This window comes from Luteimonas galliterrae, from assembly GCF_023374055.1.
GTDB classification, from domain to species: Bacteria; Pseudomonadota; Gammaproteobacteria; order Xanthomonadales; family Xanthomonadaceae; genus Luteimonas_C; species Luteimonas_C galliterrae.
In genome coordinates this window covers 652,573-675,298 of record NZ_JAMBEP010000001.1, presented here as the reverse complement: position 1 = coordinate 675,298, position 22,726 = coordinate 652,573, and the positions used below count along the sequence as shown (strand labels likewise).

The window sequence follows — 22,726 nt, the reverse complement described above, 5'->3', positions numbered from 1 at the left end:
CAACATCGCTCCGTCCCGACGCGTGCGGATGCGTCCCAAGGGGCGGCCCGTTTCGGAATCGGGCTCGGCCGGGACTAAGGGGCGATCGAGTATCAGGGCCTGTACTGCCGGTCCTGACTGCATTCGCCATCCAACTGCGTCGTCAGACGATGGGCTGGGGTGCCATCATGTTCTTGCGCAACCGCTTATATAGGATTAGGTTGTAATCGCTGGATCAGTCGACGGTCGCCTAGGGGAACCGGACGAGGACTGGACTGCGCAAGCCGACCGGGGGGTAGGCATGTTGCATGGAAGCCGGATTAGTGAAGGCCCGCAATACGGACGGAGCCTTTTTTTGGGTGGCATCGGCGGGCGCTGCGGTCGGAGCCGTATCAACGGCTTCGCTAGAGCGGCGCAATGGCACGTCTCGCCTAACGAAAAAAAGCAAATCGGCCCACCGAAAAAAAACGGGCCGATACGGATGCGCGCTCCGTCAACCGTCTGCGCCGGCGGCGCCAGACTTGGTGCGCCAACCCAATCGAACTTTCATCGTTTCGCGCCCCTGCGTTTTCGGGCGCTGCATCCGATTGTGCTTTATGACAGGGGGTCTTTATGAATCGCGTTTTCCGCATCATCTGGTCCAAGACTTTGCGCGCCTGGATAGTCGCTTCCGAGCTCGCCATGCGTTGCGGCAAGGGCGGCGGCGAAGTCGACAAGCGGATCGCAGCGACGGCTACGGCGCTCGACCGCATTGCGGAAGGCAACTGGAGACTCAGGCTGGTCGCGCTGGGGGTGCTGATAGCGCTATATGTGCCGGCGCAGGCAGCGGACAGGTGGTGGGACGTCAACGCCACCGCGTTAGGCCAGGGCGGCACCGGCACCTGGAACACGAGCTCGCTGTTCTGGAACGAGTTCAACGACGGCGTGACCGGCCCGATGGACTCGTGGAACAACGCAGCGCCCGGCGGCGACAACGCCTTCTTCATGGGCACCGCCGGGACGGTGACGTTGGCGGGACCGATCACGGTTCATGACATCACCTTCGGCACCAACAATTACACGTTGACCGGCGGCACGCTGACGTTCACCGGCACCACGCCGACGATCAACGTCACTACCGGCACCAGCTTCATCGATTCCGCCATCGCAGGCACTGCAGGCATCACCAAGAGCGGCGGCGGCGGCCTGTGGCTCAGGGGCGCGAATACCTTTTCCGGCGGCTTCACGGTGTCCGCAGGCGGGATCGGACTCGCCAATGATGCGTCGCTGGGCGCAGCCGGCAATGGCGTCTCGCTGGCGAACGGCACGTCGATCACTTCGACGGACCCGCTTGCCGCAAGCCGCACGATCACGATTCAGAGCGGCGTCGCGAGCGCGACTAACGGCGCGCTGACCGCGCGCTATACCGGCTCCGGCGGCCTGAATGTCGCCGGCACGCTCAGCAATAACGGAAACGATTATACCGGCCGCACGGCCTTCGGCCAGGGAACGCACGGCTTCACTTCGGTCGCCGACCTAGGCGTGGCCAGCTCGCTGGGCGCACCTACCGACGCGACATCGGGAACGATCCATTCCAGCGCCGGCGGTGGAATAGGCAACACGCTCATCTACTCGGGCGACGGCGATGCCTCCAACCGCAACTGGCGTTTCAACAACACCTCCAGCGGCGGCAATCAACTGCGAAATTCCGGCACCGGCACGCTGACGTTGACTGGCGACGTCGACGCCGCCGGTTCTTTTTCGCTCTCCATGTCATTCGCGGCGCAAACTGCCGATATGCAGCTGCTCGGCGTCATCAGCAGCAGCGGCGGCAGTCGCGCCATTGGGTTTACCGGCGGAGGCGTAAGCCGGACGATCACGCTCGGTGGCGCCAACACCTACACCGGCGCTTCCACCATCAACGGCGTAACGGTGAGAGCGAGCACGCTTGCTAATACGGGCACCAGTAGTTCCTTCGGAACGGGCGCCGCCGGCGGCATCAATTTGATCAACGGCGTGCTGAGCTATGCCGGCGCGGCGACCGGCACAGACCGTACATTGGCGATCTCGGGCGCCAGCGCGATCCGCAACGACGGCACCGGTGCGCTATCGCTCAGCGGAGCGACGACGGTCAACGCGGGCGGCACCCTGACGCTGGACGGCGGCTTCGCCGGAACGAATACGCTCTCCGGCGTCGTTTCGGGCGCAGGCAATCTAGGCATGAACGGTGCCGGCACCTGGATGGTGAGCGGCGATAACACTTTCACAGGCAGCACTACCGTGCAAAGCGGCACGCTCGTCGCCGGCCATGCCGCCGCCTTCGGCGCGTCTGGAGCGCTCGTCGTCAACGGCGGTACGCTGGACCTCGGCGGTTTCGACATCACCGCAGCTTCGCTGGCAGGCACCGGCGGAAACGTGGATACCGACGGCGGTTCGCTGACCATCAGCGCCACCAGCGGCACTACCCGATACGGCGGCAATATCACCGGCGACGGCGGCCTGACCAAGCTGGGCGCCAGCACGCTGACGCTGTACGGCGCCAACACATATACCGGCGCAACGACAGTCGGCGGCGGCACGCTGGCGCTGGACTTCGCGGACGCCGCCGCGCCGGCGAGCAATATCGTTTCCGCCAGCTCGACGCTCAACTTGGGCGGCGGGACGGTGAACATCACGGGCGCCAACGGCGAGGCTAACAGCCAGAGCTTCAGCGGGCTGAACGTTACCGCGGGCAACAACACGCTGCGCGCCACTTCAGGCACCACCGCCGGCAGCAGCCTGACGGTCAACCTGGGCAATATCGTCCACGCGGGCGGTATCGTGAATTTTGTCGCGCCGACGAGTGGCGCTTTCAACACCAGCAATGCCAACGGCGCATTGGGCGGCTGGGCGACCATCACCACCGGCACGCAGACCGATTACGCGGAAGTGGTGGGCGGGCAGATCGTTGCTTTCGACGACTATACCGACCAGGACAACGCCAGCCTCTGGCAGGACGGCCAATTCCTCAGCGACGAGGGCGGCACGGCCAACACGGCCTTCTTCAACACGGTCAGCGGCAGCAAGCAGGTCGCCGGCCTGAAGTACACGGCCGCGGCGAACTCCACCGTCACCGTGAGCGCTGGCCAGACGCTCGGCCTGGACGGCACCATCATCGTCAGCTCCACCACGGGCAGCACCAACCAGACCATCCAGGGCGGTTCGGTGACGGGCGCCGTCGGCGGCGGCACGCTGGGCGTGCTGAAGAACAGCGCCGGCACATTCACCATCGCTTCGAACATCGTCGATAACGGCGGCGCGGTCGGCTTCACCGTAGGCGGGACGGGCGGCGGCACGGGCGGCGCATTGGGCACGGGCGCTGTCGCCCTGACCGGCAGCAACACTTATACCGGTGCGACCACGGTGAGCGGCGCGACGCTGGCCTTCAACAGCATCGGCAACGGCGGCGCGGCCAGCGCAATCGGCGCCTCGTCCAGCGCCTCGTCGAATTTGATACTGGAGAACGGCACGCTGCGCTATACCGGCGGCACCGCCGGCACCGACCGCGGTTTCACCCTGATCAACGGCGGCACCACACGCAACTTCGAGGTCTTCAACGCCGCCACCAACGTGACCTTCTCCGGCCAGGTGACCAGTCCGGACGACGCCGGCTTCACCAAGACCGGTGCGGGCACGCTGACCTTGGCCAATGCCGGTAACGATTACGTCGGCGTCACCAACATCGCCGCCGGTACTTTGGCCGTGAACACGCTCGCCAACGGCGGCCTGGCCAGCGGCATCGGCGCCGCGAGCAGCGCCTCTTCGAATCTTTCGCTAAGCGGCGGCGGACGCCTGGACTATTTGGGCGGCACCGTATCGACCGACCGCGGCTTCACGCTGGGTACCGGCAACGGCCGCATCGGCGTCGCGCAGGCGGGATCGACGCTCACGATGAGCGGCATCGCGACCGGCACCGGAGGACTGTTCAAGGATGGCGCCGGCACGCTGGTGCTATCCGGCAACAACACCTACACCGGCGGAACCCAGGTGACCGCCGGCATCTTGCAGGCCGGCTCCAACCAGGCCTTCGGCGGCAACGCGACCGGCGCAGGCGCAGGCGCGATGACCGTAAACGCTGGGACTACGCTCGACTTGGCCGGCTTCAGTCCCTGGGTCGGCGGCTTGAACGGCGCAGGCAACGTACTGCTGGGTTCGGGCACGCTGAAGATCAATGGCAACGGCAGCTTCTCCGGTGCCATCAGCGGTACCGGCGGGATCACGGTCTCCGGTCCGACCCAGGTGATGAACGGCTGCGGCAACAGCTATACCGGCGTCACCGCGCTCACTTCGGCCACCTTGAGCACCGACTGCCTGGCGAACAGCGGGCTGGTCAGCGGCATCGGCGCCTCGAGCGATGTGTCCGGCGGATTAGTGCTCAACTCGGGCACGCTGACCTATACGGGTGGTACGGTCGACATCAACCGCGGTTTCACCCTCTTGGGGACGGGCGCCATCAATGTCTTTCAATCCGGAACGACGCTGGGGTTCGCAGGGCCGATCGTCGGGACCGGCGGTTTTTTCAAGCGGGGTGCCGGCACGCTGGTGCTAAGCGGAAACAATACGAACTCGGGGGGCATCTCGATCGAAGCCGGAACTTTGCGCGCCGGTTCTACCAGCGCGTTCGGAAATGGCCTCAACGGCGTCACGCTGAGCAACGTCGCCGGCGCAACTTTGGATCTCGACGGCATCAACAATACGATCGCTACCGTGAACGGCGGTGGCGCTGCCGGCGGCAACGTGACGCTTGGCAGCGCAACGCTCACGCTAGGCCACGGGAGCGCCGGCACGGCCACATACCTTGGAGCAATAAGCGGCAGCGGCAGCCTGATCAAGACTGGGAACTCAAGCTTCGTACAGGTGCTCAGCGGCTGCAACAGCACCTATGACGGGAGCACGACCATCGTCTCTGGCGTGCTTGCGGTCAATTGCTTGGAGAGTGGCGGCATCGCCAGCTCGATCGGCGATTCGAGCGCGGATGCGGCCAACTTGGTCCTCAATGGGGGTACGTTGCGCTACGTCGGCGTAGGCGGTAGCACGGATCGCCAGTTCACGCTCGGCACCAGCGGCGGCGGGCTCGAGGCTTCGGGCACCGGCGCGATCGATTTCACCAGCGCGGCGCCGATCACCTTGTCGGGCACCGGCAACCGTACGTTGACGCTCAGCGGCACCAATACGGACAACAACGCGCTGTCGGCGCGGATCGACAACCCGAGCAGCGGCATCACCTCGCTCGCCAAGACCGGCACCGGCACTTGGGTGCTGAGGAATTCGGGCAGCACCTACACCGGTGCCACCAACATCAGCGGTGGCGTACTCGCCGTGGACAAGCTCGCCAATGGCGGACAAGCAAGCTCGATCGGTATGTCCGGTTCCGCGGCGACCAATCTCGTCATCGGCCAGGGCTCGACCCTGCGCTATACGGGCTTGGGCGACACGACCGACCGCCTGTTCATGCTCCAGACCGGGGTCAGCTTCATCGAGTCCTCGGGCACCGGTGCGGTCGTCTTCAGCAATACCGGTTCGGCTTCCTACAGCGGCGCCGGCGCGCGCACGCTGGCGCTGGGCGGCACCAATACAGGTCTGAACACGATGGGCGGCACCATCATCGATCAGAACGCCACCACCGGAAAGACGACGCTGGCCAAGAACGACGCCGGCACCTGGGTGCTGACCGGCAACAACAGCTACAGCGGCAACACCGTCATCAACGACGGTAATTTGATGATCGGCAACGGCGGTATCTCCGGCAATGCCGGTACCGGCAACGTCGTCGTAGTCAATCCGACTTCGACGCTATCGTTCAACCGCTCGAACTCCTTCAACTTCACCGGGACGCTGAGCGGGCTGGGCAACATCGCCCAGATCGGCACCGGCACGACGGTGCTGACCGCGGCGAACAACAGCATCGGCGGCGTGACGGGCATCGATGCGGGCACGCTGCAGATCGCGACCAACAGCCATCTCACGACCGGCTCGACGGCGATCAATGCCGGCACGCTGCAAGTACAGACGGGAGGCTCGCTGACCACCCCGAGCATCGCCATGAACGCGGGCTCGACGCTGAATGTCAACGGCATCGTGCAGGCCCAGGGCGGCGCGGCGAGCGCGATGACCGGCGATGCGGGCGACAGCACCATCAACGTCAACGCCGGCGGCACGTTGCGCGCAAACGGCGATCTCGGCGGCGGCAGCGATACGGTGAACCTCGCTGGCACGCTGGACACCGGAGGCGGGGTGCTGGGCCTGGGTGGCGGCGACGACACTTTGACGATCAACGAAGGCGCAACGCTCGCGAACGCTAGCGTTGCGGCAGGAACCGGTACCGACACGCTGCAGGTGAACAATACGTCGGCGATGACGCTCGGCGGTGCGGACTACACCAGTTTCGAAAGCTTGATCAAACAGAACACGGGTCCGCTGACGCTGACCGGCGGCCACAACTACAGTGCCGGTGTGCAACTGCAAGGCGGCATTTTGAATGCCGGCGTCGGCAGCGCAGACAGCGTGATCGCGTCCACGGTGACAATGGCCGACAACACCGTTCTCAACGTCAACGGCATCGTGCAGGGCGCGAGCGGCACGAGCGCGACCATGACCGGCAGCGCAGGCGCCAATACCATCAATGTCGCCGCGGGCGGCACGTTGGTCGCCGCCGGCGATCTGGGCGATGGCAGCGACACGGTTACCTTGTCGGGCACGTTGGATACTGGCCCCGGCACGCTGAACCTCGGCGCAGGAGACGATGCGGTCACGCTCAACGATGGCGCGAGCCTGGCCGGCGCCGGCATCGATGCCGGCGCTCATTCGGCGGGCGACGTACTGACCCTCAATAACGCGCTGGCGCTGAACTTCGACGGCAGCCGCACCGCCGGCTTCGAGAGCTTGATCAAGCAGAACACCGGCGTCGCGACAATGACCGGCAGCCAGAGCTTCACCGCCGGCACGACGATCAGCGGCGGAACGTTGGATGTGGACGGAAGCCTGACCACGCCGACCGTCGACATGACGGGCGACACCGCGCTCACTGTCGACGGCAGCCTGCAAGGCATCGGTGGCGCCTCGGCGACGATCTCCGGCGATGGCGGCGCGCAAACCGTAACCGTGAACGGCACGGCTACGGCGACCGGCGACTTGGGCGCCGGCAACGACACGCTCGACGTCGCCGGCACGCTGGATCTCGGCGGCGGCATCTTCAACCTCGGCGACGGCGACGACAACTTCGTCGTGCACGACGGCACCCAAGTCATCGGCACCATCGACGGCGGCGCGGGCCTGGACAGTCGCACCTACGACATCAATACGACTGCCGATCTCGGCGCGTTGGCCAACTTCGAGGGCGTGACCAAGACCGGAACCGGCACGTTGAACATCAACGGCCCCGGCACGACCGACCTGCAGGATGTGCAGGTGCTGGGCGGCACGCTGAACATCGGCGCCGGGGCCAGTGTGGCCGCAACTGCCGGCAGCGCGTTGAACACCGTGGTCGGCAGCGGCGCGACGCTGAACGTCGACGGCGACTTCGGCTGCGGCAGCGAGAACGATGCGATGTCGGTGGCGGGCGCGGTGACCGGTGGCGGCGCGATCGACCTGTGCGGCGGCGACGACGTCCTGATCGTCAACGATGGCGCCGACTTCACCGGCTTCACCGGCACGATCAGCGGCGGCGCCGGCATCGTCGGCGACATCATCGTGCTGAACAACGCGGCGGCATTGAGTTTCGGCCCCGGCAACGTGACCGGTTTCGAGTTCTTGGAGAAGGAGAACATCGGCGAGGCGACGCTGACCGGCAGCCAATCGTACGGCGGCGGCGTCGGCCTCAACGTCGGCACCTTGACGGTAGGTGCGGGCGCCACTCTGGCGACGCCGACGTTGGTGGCGGCGAACGGCACCACGTTCAACGTGGCCGGCAGCTTGCAAGGCCTCGCCCCGGGTTCGGCGGCGAACGTCCTCGGCGACGCGGGCGTTCAAACGATCCATATCACCGGCACGGCCCTGGCGACCGGCAACCTCGGCAGCGGCAACGACACGCTGGACGTGACCGGCACGCTGGACACCAACGGCGGCATATTCAACCTGAGCGACGGCGACGACAACTTCGTGGTCCACGACGGCACGCAGATCATCGGCACCATCGACGGCGGCGGCGGCTTGGACAGCCGTACCTACGACATCAACGCCACTGCCGATCTCGGCGGGCTGCTGAACTTCGAGGGCGTGACCAAAACCGGCATCGGCGTCTTGAACATCAACGGTCCGGGCGCGACAGATCTGCAGGATGTGCAAGTGCTCGGCGGCACGCTGAACGTCGGCGCCGGCGCGAGCGTGGTGGGCAAGCCCGGCCTGGCGCTGAACACGGTGGTCGGCAGCGGCGCGACGCTCAACGTCGACGGCAGCTTCGGCTGCGGCGACGCCAGCGACAGCCTGACGGTGGCGGGCACGGTGTCTGGCAGCGGCACGATCGACCTGTGCGGCGGCGACGACACGCTGACCCTGAGCGACGGCACGGTGCTGGCGAACACGATCGACGGCGGGGCGCACAGCACCGCCGACCGGGTGGTGCTGAACAACGCTAGCGCGATGACCTTCGACGGCACCAACACCATCAATTTCGAGATACTGCAGAAGGACAACACCGGCGCGGCCACGCTGACCGGCGCTGCGGCGTACAGCGGCGGCACCGTGCTCAACGGCGGCATCTTGACCGTGGCCGGCAGCTTGACCACGCCGACCGTCACGATGGCCGACGCGACCACGCTCAACGTGGACGGCAGCCTGCAAGGGGCCGGCGGCGCGGCGGCGATCACCGGCAGCGCGGGCGCCAACACGATATCGGTGGCCGCGGGCGCCACGCTCAACGCCACCGGCGACCTGGGCGGCGGCAACGACGTGCTGGATGCGGCCGGCACGATCGACACCGAAGGCGGCGTGTTCTCGCTGGGCGCGGGCGACGACATCTTCAACGTGTACGACACCACCGACACCAGCCTGGCCACCATCGACGGCGGCCTGGGCAACGACCTGCTGGACGTGAACGTCGGCGCCGGCAACACGGTTCCATTAGGCGGTCTGACGAATTTCGAATCCCTGGGCAAGTCCGGCGCCGGCACGCTGGAGATCCACGGCGCGTCCAGCTTCATCGACGTGAATCTCAACGACGGCACCTTGCGCGTGACCGGCACGGGAAGCATCGCGGCGAACAACACCACCATCCTGTCCGGCGCCACGCTGGAACTGGCCGATGGCGGCGCCTACGGCGGCACAGCGGGCGACGATACCTTCACCGTCGCCGGCACCATCGTCAGCACCGGCAGCCCGAACACGGGCCGGATCGACCTGGGCGACGGCAACGACACCTTCACGATCCAGGACGGCGCGAACCTGTCCGGCCTGGCGCCGGAACCGGTGAGCGGCGGCGCGGGCACGGATACCTTCGTCGCCGATCTGGCGGGTACGGCCACGCTCGGCGGCGCAGTCGATTTCGAAACGCTGACCAAGACCAACGCCGGCACCCTGATCGTGGCGGGTCCGGCTACGTCCAGCTTCAGCACGGTGAATGTGCTGGGCGGCACGCTCGACGTCGGCGCCGGCGGCAGCTTGACCGGCGTGCAGAACGCCACCGTGGCCAGCGGCGCCACGCTCAATATCGCCGGCGCATTCGGCTTCACCAACGGCGCGGACAACTTCACTGTTGCGGGTACGGTGACCGGCGCCAGCGCGATCGACATGCTGGATGGCGACGATACTTTCACCATCCAGGACGGCGCGGATTTGTCGGGACTCGCCGGACCGGTCGACGGCGGCGCGGGCAACGATACGTTCGTGTCCGATTTGGCCGGCACCGCTACGCTCGGCGGCGCGATCGGCTTCGAAGCCTTGAACAAGACCAATACCGGTACGCTGATCGTCGCCGGCCCGGCGGCCTCCAGCTTCAGCACGGTCAATGTCGCCGGAGGCACCCTGGATATCGCCGCCGCCGGTTCGATCGGCGGCGTGGTGACCGGGACTGTAGCCAGCGCCGCGACGTTGAACGTCGATGGCAGCTACGCCGGCTCGGCCGGTAACGACAGCTTGACGATCGCGGGCTCGATTACGGGCAACGGCAGCATTGCCTTCGGCAACGGCGACGACACGCTGACACTGAACGACGGCGCCGATCTCGGGGCCTTCAACGGCACGCTGGACGGCGGCGCGCACGGCGCCGGCGACCGCGTGGCGCTGAACAATACCGGCGCGACGACCTTCAATGCGGCGAACATCGTCAACTTCGAGTTCCTGCAAAAGGACAACACCGGCGAGGCGACGCTGATCGGCGCCATGAGCTTCAGCAGCGGCACGACGCTCAATGGCGGCACGCTGACGGTAGGCGGCAACTTAGTCACGCCGACCTTGTCGATGGGCGACGACACCGTGCTCAACGTCGCGGGGATACTGGAAGGCGGGGGCGTCGACGCGATAATCACCGGCAGCGCCGGCACGAACACCCTGACCGTGGCCGGCCTGGCCGCCATGCATGGCGATCTGGGCGCGGGCGACGATGTGCTGGACGTCTCCGGCTTCATGCTCAGCGGCGGCGGCGTCTTCGCGCTCGGCGACGGCGACGACGATTTCGTCGTGCACGACGGCACGGTGGTGACTGCCACCATCGACGGCGGCGCGGGCCTGGACAGCCGCGTCTACGACATCAACGGCACGGCCGAGTTCGGCGCGCTGCTCAACTTCGAGGGCGTGACCAAGCGCGGCGCGGGCACGCTCAACATCAGCGGTCCGGGCGCGACCGACTTGCAGAGCGTGGAAGTGGAGGGCGGCACGCTGAACGTCGGTGCGGCCGGCAGCGTGGTGGCGACCGCGGGCAGCTCGCTGAACACGGTCGTCGCCGGCGGCGCGATCTTGAACGTCGAGGGTGCGTTCGGCTGCGGCGACAACGCCGATACGATGACGGTGGCCGGCACCATCTCCGGCTCCGGCACGGTCGCAATGTGCGGCGGCGACGATACGCTGACGCTGCAGGACGGCGCGACGCTGGCCAATATCGTCGACGGCGGCGCGGACACCGATACCGTCGTTCTGGACAACGCGAACGCGATGAGTTTCGACGGCGCCAACACGGTGAACTTCGAGACCCTGCGCAAGGAGAATGCCGGCGAAGCGACGCTGACCGGCGCTTCGACCTACACCGGCGGCACCCTGCTCAACGGCGGCACGCTGACGGTGGCCGGCGAGCTGACCACGCCGACCGTGGCGCTGGGCGATGCCACGACGCTCAACGTCGATGGCACGCTGCAGGGCGCGGGCGGCGCGGCGACGCTCGCCGGCAGCGCCGGCGCCAACACGGTGAACGTGACCGGTACGCTGCGAGCGACGGGCGATCTGGGCGCGGGCAACGACGTATTCGATGTGGCCGGCACGCTGGATACGGGCAGCGGCACGCTCGCGCTCGGCGATGGCGACGACACGCTCACCATCCACGACGGTACGAACATCGTCGGCACGGTCGCGGCCGGCGCGGGCAACGACACGTTCAACACCGACATCGCGACGAACGCGGATCTGGGCGCCGTGCAGGGCTTCGAAACGCTGAGCAAGACCGGCGCGGGCACGCTGGACATCAACGGCCCGGCGAGCTCGGACTTCACCACCGTCAACGTGCTCGCGGGCACCTTGAATGTGGCTTCCGGCGGCAGCGTCGCGGCCCAGAACAGCACCGTGGCCGCAGGCGCGACGCTTCGGATCGCCGGCATCTACAGCGGCACCGCCGGCGACGATAGCTTCACTTCGATGGGCGCCGTGAGCGGCGCGCTCTCCTTCGGCGCAGGCAACGATACCGCGCGCTTCGTCGGCGGCGACATCAGCGGCCTGGCCGGCGTGCATGGCGGCGTGGGCGGCAGCGATCTGCTGAGCTTCAGCGGCCTGGACCTGGACGACGGCAACGCCGCCGGTATCGTGGAATGGGAGCGCGTCGAGTTGCTGCAGGACAGCTCGCTCACCCTCGGCACGAGCTTCATGCCCAGCGGCTCGCTGGCAATCGATGGCACGTCGCGACTGGTCGCCAATGCCGGCGCGTCCATCGGCGGCAGCGTGGAGAACGCGGGCCTGATCGAGGTCGGCGCCAACCGCTTCGCGATCGGCGGCAGTTACAGCAGCAACGACGGCGCACTGACGCTGACGGTGTCGCCAGGCGACGCCACTTCGGGCGGGCTGGACATCGCCGGCGACGTGACGGGCACCACGCGCGTGACTTTCGCCAGCGACGGCAGCAGCCCGGGCGAGGGCACGACCTCGATCCGGGTGATCGCCAGTCCGAACGACAATACCGCTACGGCGGGCAGCTTCGTGCCCGATTCGGCCGACGGCGTCGTGCGTCTGGAAGGCAGTCCGCTCGCCTGGGAGTTCGGTCAGCAGAGCGACCGCAACTGGTATCTGAGCACGGGCGAGGGCGGCACGGATGTGCTGCCGGAAATCGCCGGCTACGGCGCGCTGCCGGGTCTGGGCGCGCTGATGAGCCAGCGCGGCGACGACTTGGCGCACCAGCGCCTGGCCGGCGCTCGCGGCGCCGAACGGCCGCAGTGCGGCGAGGAACGCAACCGTTCGGAGAACGCCGGCACCGATCTCATCGACGATTGCCGCGGCGTGTGGGTCGCGGTGGCCGCGACGGAAGTCGAACTGGGCGCCGATCCCGGCTTCGAAGTGACCGGCGACGATACCGGTCTGTACGTCGGCGTCGACGGCGTGATGGAGCGCGAAAATTCGGTGCTGCGCGGCGGCGCGTATCTCGGCTACATGCACAGCGTGTACTGGGCCACCGGCGTCAACTCGAGCGCGGTCGCGGGCATGGGTCCGGCGCGCATCGACCTCGATACGCCGATCGTGGGTTTGTACGGCACCAGCGAGTGGGACAACGGGAACTACATGGATTTGGTGCTCACCGGCCAGCGTCCGCGCGCGGAAGTGCGCACGGCCGACGGTTTCGCCGACCGCATCGACGCCGACACCCTCACGCTCAGCGCCCGCTACGGCCACCGTTATCGCCTGGACAACGGCTGGACGCTGGAACCGCAGGTGCAACTGTCCGGCAGCCGCGTGCAATGGGACGGCAAGACCGATGCGGCCGGCCGCCAGCTCAGTTTCGACGACGACCTGGTCGCCACCGCGCGCGCCGCGCTGCGCGTGGAGAAAGCGTTCGACACCGCGGGTGGGGCGCAGATCCGGCCCTGGGCTACGCTCGCGGTGCACAGCACGTTCGGCGGCAACGACAACGGCTTGCGCGTGGCGCAATCGGGCGTCGCGCCGAGCGCGTTCCCGGGTCACGACCTGGGAACATCGGCGAACCTGGACGCCGGCGTGGAAGCCGCGGTCGACCGCAACGTCAGCTTCTTCGGCGCGATTTCGATCGGCCAGGATCTGAAAGGTAGCGATTACGAGCAGCGCGGGCTCAATTTGGGCATGCGCGTGCGTTGGTAGCTCCAGGCAATGGGATGGCTTGGGGCAACAAGCCGGCGTGGACCAGCTCCACGCCGGTTGACCCCAACGCCGATTCCTTCTTCATAAGCGAGATGTACAAATCTCTACTGAGTGTCGACGTTCCGCAGGATTTTCGACGCCGTCTGCGAAAAGCAGAATCGCCTGCCTCAAAAGTGCGCGGTTTCTACATGGGAAGGGCGGCTTGGTCGAGGCCTGAGGTCAGTATCCATCTCCATAGAAGGGCTGGCGAGCCCTAAACAGACAAAGCGCTGGGCTATGTTTAATTTCGCATAATGTATATTATGTAATTAATCATTGACTTAGCAGGCTGGCTCAGCCGGTAACGCCCATACTTCCTCAGACCTCCCAACCCCGATCAACGACTTGGATCGGCGGCCGACGCATCGTATCGGCGTGCACGACGATCGTGTCGTAGTCCTCGAAGGCAACGAAGGAAGGCGCCGCGGCCATCCACGCGCGCAAGGTCTTCTCAATGCGTGCACCTAATGAACCGAAGCGCCGATCATGATTTCGGCGACGTGCTGGTCGTTGCGGATGCCGGCCAGCAGAAGAAGCGCCGCCGCCGGGCTGTCGACAAATTCATCGCCTGATCAATTGCAGGCCCGCGACCTTGCGATTGGCAGGACTTGTTCCCGTACGTTTTGCCGTGTCGCCGAACCGTGACGATTTCCACAATACGCCGCCTTCGATGACGGGCTGCCGTATCGCGCTTGTTTGTTGCGATCGTCGTCGAAGGAAGGATTTCAACGCCCAGGCCGCGTGATCTTCGGATCCCGCGTCGCGCGATGGCGCGCGCCGGTATCGATACGGCCTGCACGAATCCGACTGCACGGACGAAACCGATGCCGCATGACAGCGGGGAATCGTTCGACTCCTTTTTGCGTTAAGCCAAGGAAGCCTTTATGTCCTACACACGCCCCTCCCCCGCCCCACGCATCAACCGCCCTGCCCGTCTCGCGTTCGCCGTGATGCTCGCATTGGGCATCGCCAATCAGGCGATGGCCGGCGAAACCTGCGCAGGCACCACCAATACGACCGCAAACGGCGTGGGTGCCGTCGCGTGCGGCACCGATGCGGTCGCGAGCACCGATACCGCCACCGCATTCGGCGGCTCGTTCGGCGGTACGGCGACAGTAGCCAGCAATTTCGATGCGAGTGCATTCGGATCGGGCGCACAGGCCACCGGCAGCGACAGTACCGCGATCGGCGCTTTCAGCGAGGCCGACAGTTTGTTCAGCACTGCGGTGGGTCAAGCCGCGGAAGCCGTCGCCGAGGAAGCTACCGCGTTGGGCAGCAACAGCTTCGCCGATGGCTTCAAAAGCACCGCGGTGGGTTCGGACTCCGATGCGTTGGACGACTTCACCACAGCTGTCGGTGCGGACAGCCAAGCGCTCAGAGCGTCGGCTACCGCCGTCGGTTTCAGCAGCAAGGCGCTCGGCGAGAACAGCAGCGCGTTCGGCCAAGGCAGCAATGCAGGCTCCGATTTCAGTGTAGCGCTGGGCGCGAACAGCCTGGCCAGCGGCTCGCAATCCACCGCCGTCGGCGAACTGACGCGTGCGACCGGCGAGTTCAGTACGGCAGTCGGCCAAGGCTCCCAAGCGCTCGGCGAGAGAAGCAGCGCGTTCGGCGAGAACAGTTTCGCGGACGACTTCGGTGCGGTCGCATTGGGCAATTCGAGCGAGGCGAGCGGGCCTGCTTCGATCGCTGCGGGGTTCAACAGCGAAGCCAGCGGCAATAGCGCATCCGCGTTCGGCGCTGCGGCTCGTGCGCAAGGCGAGGCCAGCATCGCGGTGGGCGTCAATTCTACGGCGCAATTCCAGGCCACGGCGATCGGCAGCGGTAGCGATGCGACGGGCGACAGCAGCACGGCGATCGGCTTCCGATCCGACGCATCGGGTGCTGCGAGCACCGCTTCCGGCGTGTTCGCGACGGCATCCGGCGCAAACAGCGTGGCCACCGGCGTTTCCGCGACCGCCGGCGGTTTGAACAGCATCGCCATCGGCAATAGCAGCACCGCGACCGGCACCGATTCGGTCGCCATCGGCACCGGGGCGCGGGTCAATAGCGACGAAAGCATCGCGCTGGGCGGCAACGCCAATGCCGAAGGCAATGCCTCCGTCGCGCTGGGCCAGGGCAGCATCGTGACCAGCGACAACAGCGTCGCCATCGGCGCGGCCAGCAACGCCGACGGCGCGAACACGTTCGCCGCCGGCCACGACAGCCTGGCGCAAGGCAACGGCGCGATCGCTACCGGGGCCCAGAGCGTGGCGACCAACAACGGCACGGTTGCGATCGGTGCCGTGCTGGACCGAAACAACGATGGCGCGATCAGCGACGACGAACGCACCCGCGCCACCGGCCTGTTCGGCACCGCCGTCGGCAGCGGCGCGCAGGCGCTCGGCACGGTGGCCACGGCCAACGGCTGGCTCGCGACCGCGTCGACCGACCGCACCACCGCCCTCGGCGGCAATACCGACGCCACGCAACAAGGCGCGACGGCCGTGGGTTCTTTCGCGCAATCCACCGGCGAAGGCAGCACCGCGATCGGCGGCCGCACGGTGCTCGGCGCCAATACGTTCACCACGGTCGCTTCGGGCCGTTTCGCCACCGCGGTGGGCAGCGGCGCGCAGGCGCTGGGCAGCAATGCGACAGCCAGCGGCTGGCTCGCGAATGCGGCGCTGGACCGCACGACCTCGATCGGCGGCAACAGCGACGCCACGGCCGTCAACAGCACCGCGATCGGCGCGTTCGCGCAAGCCACCGCGGACAACAGCGTCGCGTTGGGCCAGGGTTCGGTGGCCGATCGCGCCAACTCCGTATCGGTCGGCGCGAACGGCGCGGAACGCCAGGTCGTGAACGTTGCCGACGGCGCCGCGGCGACCGACGCCGCCAACGTACGCCAGGTGCAGGCTGGCGATGCGCAGACGTTGACGCAGGCCAACGCTTATGCGGATTCGCGCATCCAAGCGTTGGGTCTGGATTTGGGCGGACTGCGCCGTGAAATCGACGACCGCTTCGTCAACCAGGACAAGCGCATCAGCCGGATCGGCGCGATGGGCACGGCCATGGCGCAGATGACCGCGAGCGCGGCCGGCATCCGCATGCAGAACCGCCTGGCCATCGGCGCCGGTACGCAGGCCGGTCACGCAGCGCTCGCCATCGGCTACCAGCGGGCCATCGGCGACAGCGCGGCGTTCACCATCGGCGGTGCCATGAGCGGCGATGGCGAGGACAGCGTGGGGGCGGGTTACGGCATCGGTTGGTGACTTGCCCTGCCCGGTCGTCCTGGCCGCAGCAAAAACGCCCGGCTTCGCGTCGGGCTTTTTGTTTGGGCGAAGCGCCTTGACCCTGGAGTCAGGTCCAGGGTTCAAAATAACCGTCCTTCCAATGAAAGAAAGCGGCGACCAGACCATGCGGATCGGAGAAATCGCGGAACGTGCCGGCGTCGGGGTGGATACCGTCCGTCTCTACGAACGGCTGCAACTGCTGCCGGCTGCGCAGCGCACGGCGTCGGGCTACCGGATGTTCGGTTCGGACGACCTCGAGCGGCTGCGTTTTATCAGGCGGGCCAAGGCTTTAGGCTTCACATTGGATGAAACCCGCGAACTGCTGAGGCTGGCGTCCGACAACCACAGCGAGCGCGCGGAGGTGCTGGCGCTGGCTCAGCACCGGCTGGATGACATCGAAGAGAAAATCGCCCAGTTGGCGGCCATGCGCGACAGCCTGGGCCGCTTGGTGAAGGAATGCTCCGGCACCGGGCCGGTACAGGGTTGCCCGATCGTCGATGCCGTCCTGGCCCACGACATTAAAAAGCTGTCCTAACTCAATGACTGAAAAGCGATATCGATTCGATACCGAACGCAGGCAGTTCGTCACCGGCTTGGCCGCGCTGCCGCTGCTGGCGACTTGGCCCGGCCATGGCCGCACCCAGAATCCGGCAGCGCCTGTCGTACCCGAACTGCGCGGAATCCGCTTCGAATTGAGCGTCGGCGCCAGCCCGGTGAACCTCACCGGCAAATCCGCCTGGGCGAAAACCGTCAACGGCTCGCTGCCGGCGCCCACGCTGCGCTGGCGCGAAGGCGATACGGTCGAACTGCGCGTGGGCAACCGCCTGCGCGAGGACACTTCGCTGCATTGGCACGGCATCCTGCTGCCGGCCGGCATGGACGGCGTGCCCGGGCTCAGCTTCCACGGCATCGCGCCCGGCGAAAGCTATCTGTACCGCTTCCGGGTGCGCCAGGCGGGCACCTACTGGTACCACGCGCACTCCAGCCTGCAGGAAGCGGTCGGCGTGTACGGCGCGATCGTGATCGACCCGCGGGAACCGGATCCCATCGCCGCCGACCGCGACCACGTGATCCTGCTGTCGGACTGGAGCGACGAGGACCCGCACGCCATCGTCCGCAAGCTGCGCAAGCAATCGGACTACTACAACCTGCACAAGCGCACCGTCGGCGACTTTTTCCGCGACGCGCGGCGCGACGGCTTCGATGCCGCCGTCGCCGACCGCAAGGCCTGGGGCAGGATGCGGATGAGCCCGACCGATCTGGCCGACGTCACCGGCCTCACGTACACGTATCTGGTCAACGGCGCGCCGCCGGCGGCCAACTGGACGGCGTTGTTCGCACGCGGCGAAAAAGTGCGGCTGCGTTTCATCAACGGCTCCGCGATGACCTTCTTCGACGTGCGCATCCCCGGCTTGAGGATGACGGTGGTCGCCGCCGACGGCCAGCCGGTGCATCCGGTCAGCGTCGACGAATTCCGCATCGGCGTGGCCGAAACGCTGGATGTGGTCGTCGAACCTGCCGAACGGCCGTACACGATCTTCGCCCAGGCGATGGACCGCGGCGGCTATGCGCGCGCCACGCTGTCGCCGCGGTCCGGCCTGCAGGCGGACGTGCCGCCGCTGGATCCGCGCCCGATCCTGACGATGCAGGACATGGGCCACGGCGGCATGGCGGGCCACGACATGTCGCAGATGAAAGGCATGGAAGGCGGCTGCGGCGCCGATATGAAGATGCCCGCCATGCAGCATGCCGGGCACGACATGAGCGGCGGGATGATCGCGCATCCGGCCAGCGAAACCGGCAATCCCGCGGTCGACATGCAGACCATGACGCCGTCGCGTGCGCTGGACGACCCAGGCATCGGCCTGCGCGGCAATGGGCGCCGCGTGCTGAGTTACGCGGACCTGAAAAGCACGTTCGCCGATCCGGACGGCCGTGAGCCGGGCCGCGAGATCGAGTTGCACCTCACCGGCAACATGGAACGCTACACCTGGGGCTTCGACGGCATCCCTTTCTCAAAAGCCGACCCGGTACGCTTGAACTACGGCGAACGCTTGCGCATCGTGCTGGTCAACGACACGATGATGGAGCATCCGATCCATTTGCATGGAATGTGGAGCGATCTGGAGAACGCCGACGGCGAATTCCACGTGCGCAAGCACACCATCAGCGTGCCGCCCGGACACGTGCGCAGTTACCGCGTCACGGCCGACGCGCTCGGCCGCTGGGCCTACCACTGCCACATGCTGTTGCATATGGAGTTGGGCATGTTCCGCGAAGTGCGGGTGGACGCATGAGCCGCTTGCGCTTGCTGGCAATGCTGTTCCCCCCTTTGAAAAAGGGGGGCCAGGAGGGATTTGCTTTTGATTCTGATCTTGCCCCTGCCTTCGCTTTTCGTAGGAGCGGCTTCAGCCGCGAGCTCTTCGAGCGCCCGCGGAACATCAAAAGCTCGCGGCTGAAGCCGCTCCTACGAAGAGCAACAACAGCAACGGCAAGAGCAAATCCCCTCTGCCCCCCTTTTTCAAAGGGGGGAACAGCGGTGTTGCTGTTCTTGATGTGTTTCGCGTTGCCTGCCCTCGCGCAGCACGAAGGCCACGACATGTCGCAGATGTCCTCGCAGCCGTCGGCGTCCGACAAACCGCAGGCCACCTCCCCTGCCCCGCTACCGGCACCGACCACGGAAGAACGCGCCGCCGCATTTCCCGATTTGCACGGCATGGACATGCGCGACCACATGGACGACGACCCGGTGATCGGCATGCTGCAATTCGACGAGTTGGAATGGCAGCGTTCGTCCGGGACTTCCGGCGACGACGCCGGCCTGGCCTGGAACCTGCGCAGTTGGCTCGGCCGCGTCGACGACCGGCTCTGGCTGCGCAGCGAGGGCGAACGCCGCGACGGCCGCACCGAGCACGGCGACATCGAACTGCTCTGGGGCCACGCTACCGGCCCGTGGTGGGACGCGATGCTCGGGGTCCGCCACGACTTCGGCCAAGGCCACCCGCGCGACTGGGCAGCGTTCGGCGTGCAGGGGCTGGCGCCTTACAAATTCGAAGCGGCCGCAACCGCCTACGTCGGCGACTCGGGCCGGCTGGCGGCGCGCGCCGAGGCCGAGTACGAGCTGTTGCTGACCAATCGGTTCATCCTGCAGCCCAAATTGGAGGTCAACCTCTATTCGCGCGACGATCCGGAGAACGGCATCGGCCAGGGCTTGAGCGATGCCGAGTTCGGTTTGCGCCTGCGCTACGAAATCCGGCGGGAATTCGCGCCTTATCTGGGCTACGTCTGGTCCCGCAAATTCGGCGCGACCGCGGACTTGGCCCAGGCGGCCGGGGGCGATCGCAGCGAGGCCCAGTGGGTCGCCGGCGTCCGTTTCTGGTTTTAGCTTGACGCTACGAAACCCCGCCCGTTAAAATTTCGCGCTTTCCAGCCCGTGGGGCCATAGCTCAGCTGGGAGAGCGCCTGCATGGCATGCAGGAGGTCGGCGGTTCGATCCCGCCTGGCTCCACCAAAAGTTTCGGAAGGATACGCACGGCAGCCTCGCCGTCGTCACCGGCTACACAGCGTCCCCATCGTCTAGAGGCCTAGGACATTACCCTTTCACGGTAGCGACCGGGGTTCGAATCCCCGTGGGGACGCCAACTTTTCGAGTAAGTTCAGGCCCGGGCAACCGGGCCTTTTTTCTTTTTCGCCGCACGCGTTTTAAACGAGCCCGTGCGATCGCGCATCCCATGATCGAGCGGTCGCAAGCCGCAATCACGGAAACGTATCGATGCTGTCGACCCGCGCTGCGCGCAAGATGCGCTTGCTTTGCCTTCTTATTTCAACCGCGGCTTACGCGACGTCCGCCGCAGCCGAAACGACGAAGTCCGATCCTTACGCATCTATCCGCTCGGACATCGAAACCGAGATCGCTGCGGGCCGCCTGACCGGCGTATCGGTAGCCTTGGTAAAAGACGGCAGGATCGTCTGGGAACAAGGCTTCGGCTGGGCTGACCGGGAAGCGCGCCGGCCGGCCACCGCGCATACCGCATTTTCGGTCGCATCCACTACGAAGCCGTTCACGACTACCGCGCTGATGACGCTTGCCGCAGCGGGCGAACTCGACCTCGACCGGCCCGCCAACGATTATCTCGGCGCGGAAAAGATCGTCGACGCGAACGGTCCGGCGCAGCAGGCCACCGTGCGGCGCCTGGCGACGCATTCTTCCGGGTTGCCGACGTTCTTCGCGATGTATCCCGAAGGCGGCGATGCGGTGCAGCCCGGCATCCCCGAACTGGTGCGCGACTACGGCCGCCTGGTCGCGCCGGTCGGCGAACGCTACGAATATTCCAATCTGGCGATGGGCATCCTGGCCGAGATCGTGGCCAGGCGATCCAAACAAGAATTCGGACGATACCTGCGCGACCGCGTGCTGCGGCCGCTGGGCATGAACGACAGCTTCTTCGATACCGATCTTTCGCGCCGCGCCGAGATGGCGGTGCGTTATGCGGACGACGGGAAGCCGCTGCCGTTCTATCTGACCGCAACGCCGGGCTCGGGCGAGTTGTACGCCAGCGCGCACGATCTCGCCCGCTTCGCCATGCTTCATCTCGGCGGCCAAGGGCTGGACGCCTCGGCGCGGATCCTGGACAAGGCGCAATTGGACGAATTGCACCGCCCCGCCACCACGGTCGCGCCTGGAGGCTTCTACTACGGCATGGGCTGGCAGGTATTGCGCCAGCCCGGCAGGCCGGAAGTGCTGTATCACGGCGGCGGCCAATCGGGCGTCAAAACCGAATTCGTGCTGGTGCCTTCGGCCGGCGTGGCCTGCATCGTGCTCAGCAACCGCCGCGGCGGGCCCGGCTTCATCGATGGCGTGCGCGATCGCATGCTGCGCACCGTCGTCGACGACTGGCGTGGCATCCCGACGCCGCCCAGCCCGCCCCTGCAGCCGCTGCGGCCCGTCGAAGACTATGCCGGCGTCTGGCGCGGAACCATGGTCGCGCAGGGAAAACGTCTTCCGGTGGTATTGAGCGTGACCGACGCATCGACGGGCACCTTATCCGTCGGAAACGGCGACGCGCGGCCGATCGCCGATTTCGGCCTTATCGACGGCCTGGTGTCGGGCGAAAGCCACGGCCATATCGGCAGCGCGGATACGATCCGCGAACGGCTGGATCAGCTGTCGTTGAATCTCAAACTGCGCGGCGACCGCATCGACGGCGAAATCGTCGCCTGGCGCAAGACGTCGGAGAGCATGGCGATGTTTCCGTATTGGGTCGAATTGCAGCGGGACGAGGCCAGGTAATCGCTCTAAAAAGGCCGACAAGAGCTGTCATTCCGAACGCAGTGAGGGATGACAGCTTCTTTCTCGGTCTCGTGCGAGTTACTTCAAGAGGCGGCGCGTTCGGCCGCTTCGAAAGCGCGCAACGTCGCCACGCCATGGCCACGTTCGGCCAGGTAATCCAGCCACTTGCCCAGGAAAGTGTTCATGCGCAAACGGTGACCGATCACTTCGGCCGGCGGCGGATACATGCCGATCACATCCTGCCAGCGCCGCCCGACGTAGCAGTGCGTAGCTTCGGCCTGGCGCGCGTCGCGGTACAGGCGCACGAATGCGGACGGATCGGGTTCGCCGGTAAGCGGATCGGCCAAGGCGTAAGTCAGGCGTAATTCGACCGTGAAGCGGTGCTGTTCGATCACGTCGACTTGCAGGTCCAGCCCGTCGCCGATGCTGGAGCGATACGCGCCTACGGCCAAATCGGCTGGTTCGAACAGCCGCGTCAGTTTGGCATGATTTTCCGCATACAACCCCATCAGCCAGCCGAAACGGCCGATCCGGGGAATGCTTTTGCGGCGGAGCGCAACGGTACGCATGGGCCCGATGCTACACGCGAAATCTTGCGTGCGGCAGCATTGACGGAATGGCGCGGCGACGTTAACTTAGGAGTCCTTCGCGAAACGATAAAGGCCGCCTTCGG

The 22,726-nt window shown here is 66.4% G+C and carries 7 protein-coding genes and 2 tRNA genes; 8 read left to right on the top strand and 1 reads right to left on the bottom strand.

Annotated features, from left to right (window positions below):
- Positions 1–591 precede the first annotated feature (591 nt).
- The 8 genes from M2650_RS03070 to M2650_RS03035 all read left to right on the top strand — a co-directional run bounded on the left by M2650_RS03070 (position 592) and on the right by M2650_RS03035 (position 22,053).
- Positions 592–13,455, top strand: a complete 12,864-nt coding sequence (locus M2650_RS03070; protein WP_249471017.1) for an autotransporter-associated beta strand repeat-containing protein — start codon at positions 592–594, stop codon at positions 13,453–13,455.
- A gap of 923 nt (positions 13,456–14,378) precedes the next feature.
- A complete protein-coding gene (locus tag M2650_RS03065; RefSeq protein WP_249471015.1) occupies positions 14,379–16,742 on the top strand; it encodes a YadA family autotransporter adhesin in 2,364 nt (787 codons plus the stop codon).
- Positions 16,743–16,863: 121 nt separating this feature from the next.
- Positions 16,864–17,298 (top strand): heavy metal-responsive transcriptional regulator, encoded by a 435-nt coding sequence (locus tag M2650_RS03060; RefSeq protein WP_345779832.1) that lies wholly within the window; start codon positions 16,864–16,866, stop codon positions 17,296–17,298.
- A 4-nt stretch (positions 17,299–17,302) separates the two neighbouring features.
- A complete protein-coding gene (locus M2650_RS03055; protein ID WP_249471012.1) occupies positions 17,303–19,060 on the top strand; it encodes a copper resistance system multicopper oxidase in 1,758 nt (585 codons plus the stop codon).
- A gap of 242 nt (positions 19,061–19,302) precedes the next feature.
- A complete protein-coding gene (locus M2650_RS03050) occupies positions 19,303–20,148 on the top strand; it encodes a copper resistance protein B (protein WP_249471009.1) in 846 nt (281 codons plus the stop codon).
- A 50-nt stretch (positions 20,149–20,198) separates the two neighbouring features.
- Positions 20,199–20,274 (top strand) — tRNA-Ala (locus tag M2650_RS03045).
- Between the two features lie 54 nt (positions 20,275–20,328).
- A tRNA-Glu gene (locus tag M2650_RS03040) sits at positions 20,329–20,404 on the top strand.
- 131 nt (positions 20,405–20,535) lie between these two features.
- A complete protein-coding gene (locus M2650_RS03035; protein ID WP_249471006.1) occupies positions 20,536–22,053 on the top strand; it encodes a serine hydrolase domain-containing protein in 1,518 nt (505 codons plus the stop codon).
- An 83-nt stretch (positions 22,054–22,136) separates the two neighbouring features.
- Here M2650_RS03035 and M2650_RS03030 read toward each other — a convergent pair whose 3' ends face one another.
- On the bottom strand, positions 22,137–22,622 hold the full coding sequence (locus M2650_RS03030; protein WP_249471003.1) for a DUF1249 domain-containing protein: 486 nt from the start codon (positions 22,620–22,622) through the stop codon (positions 22,137–22,139).
- Positions 22,623–22,726 lie beyond the last annotated feature (104 nt).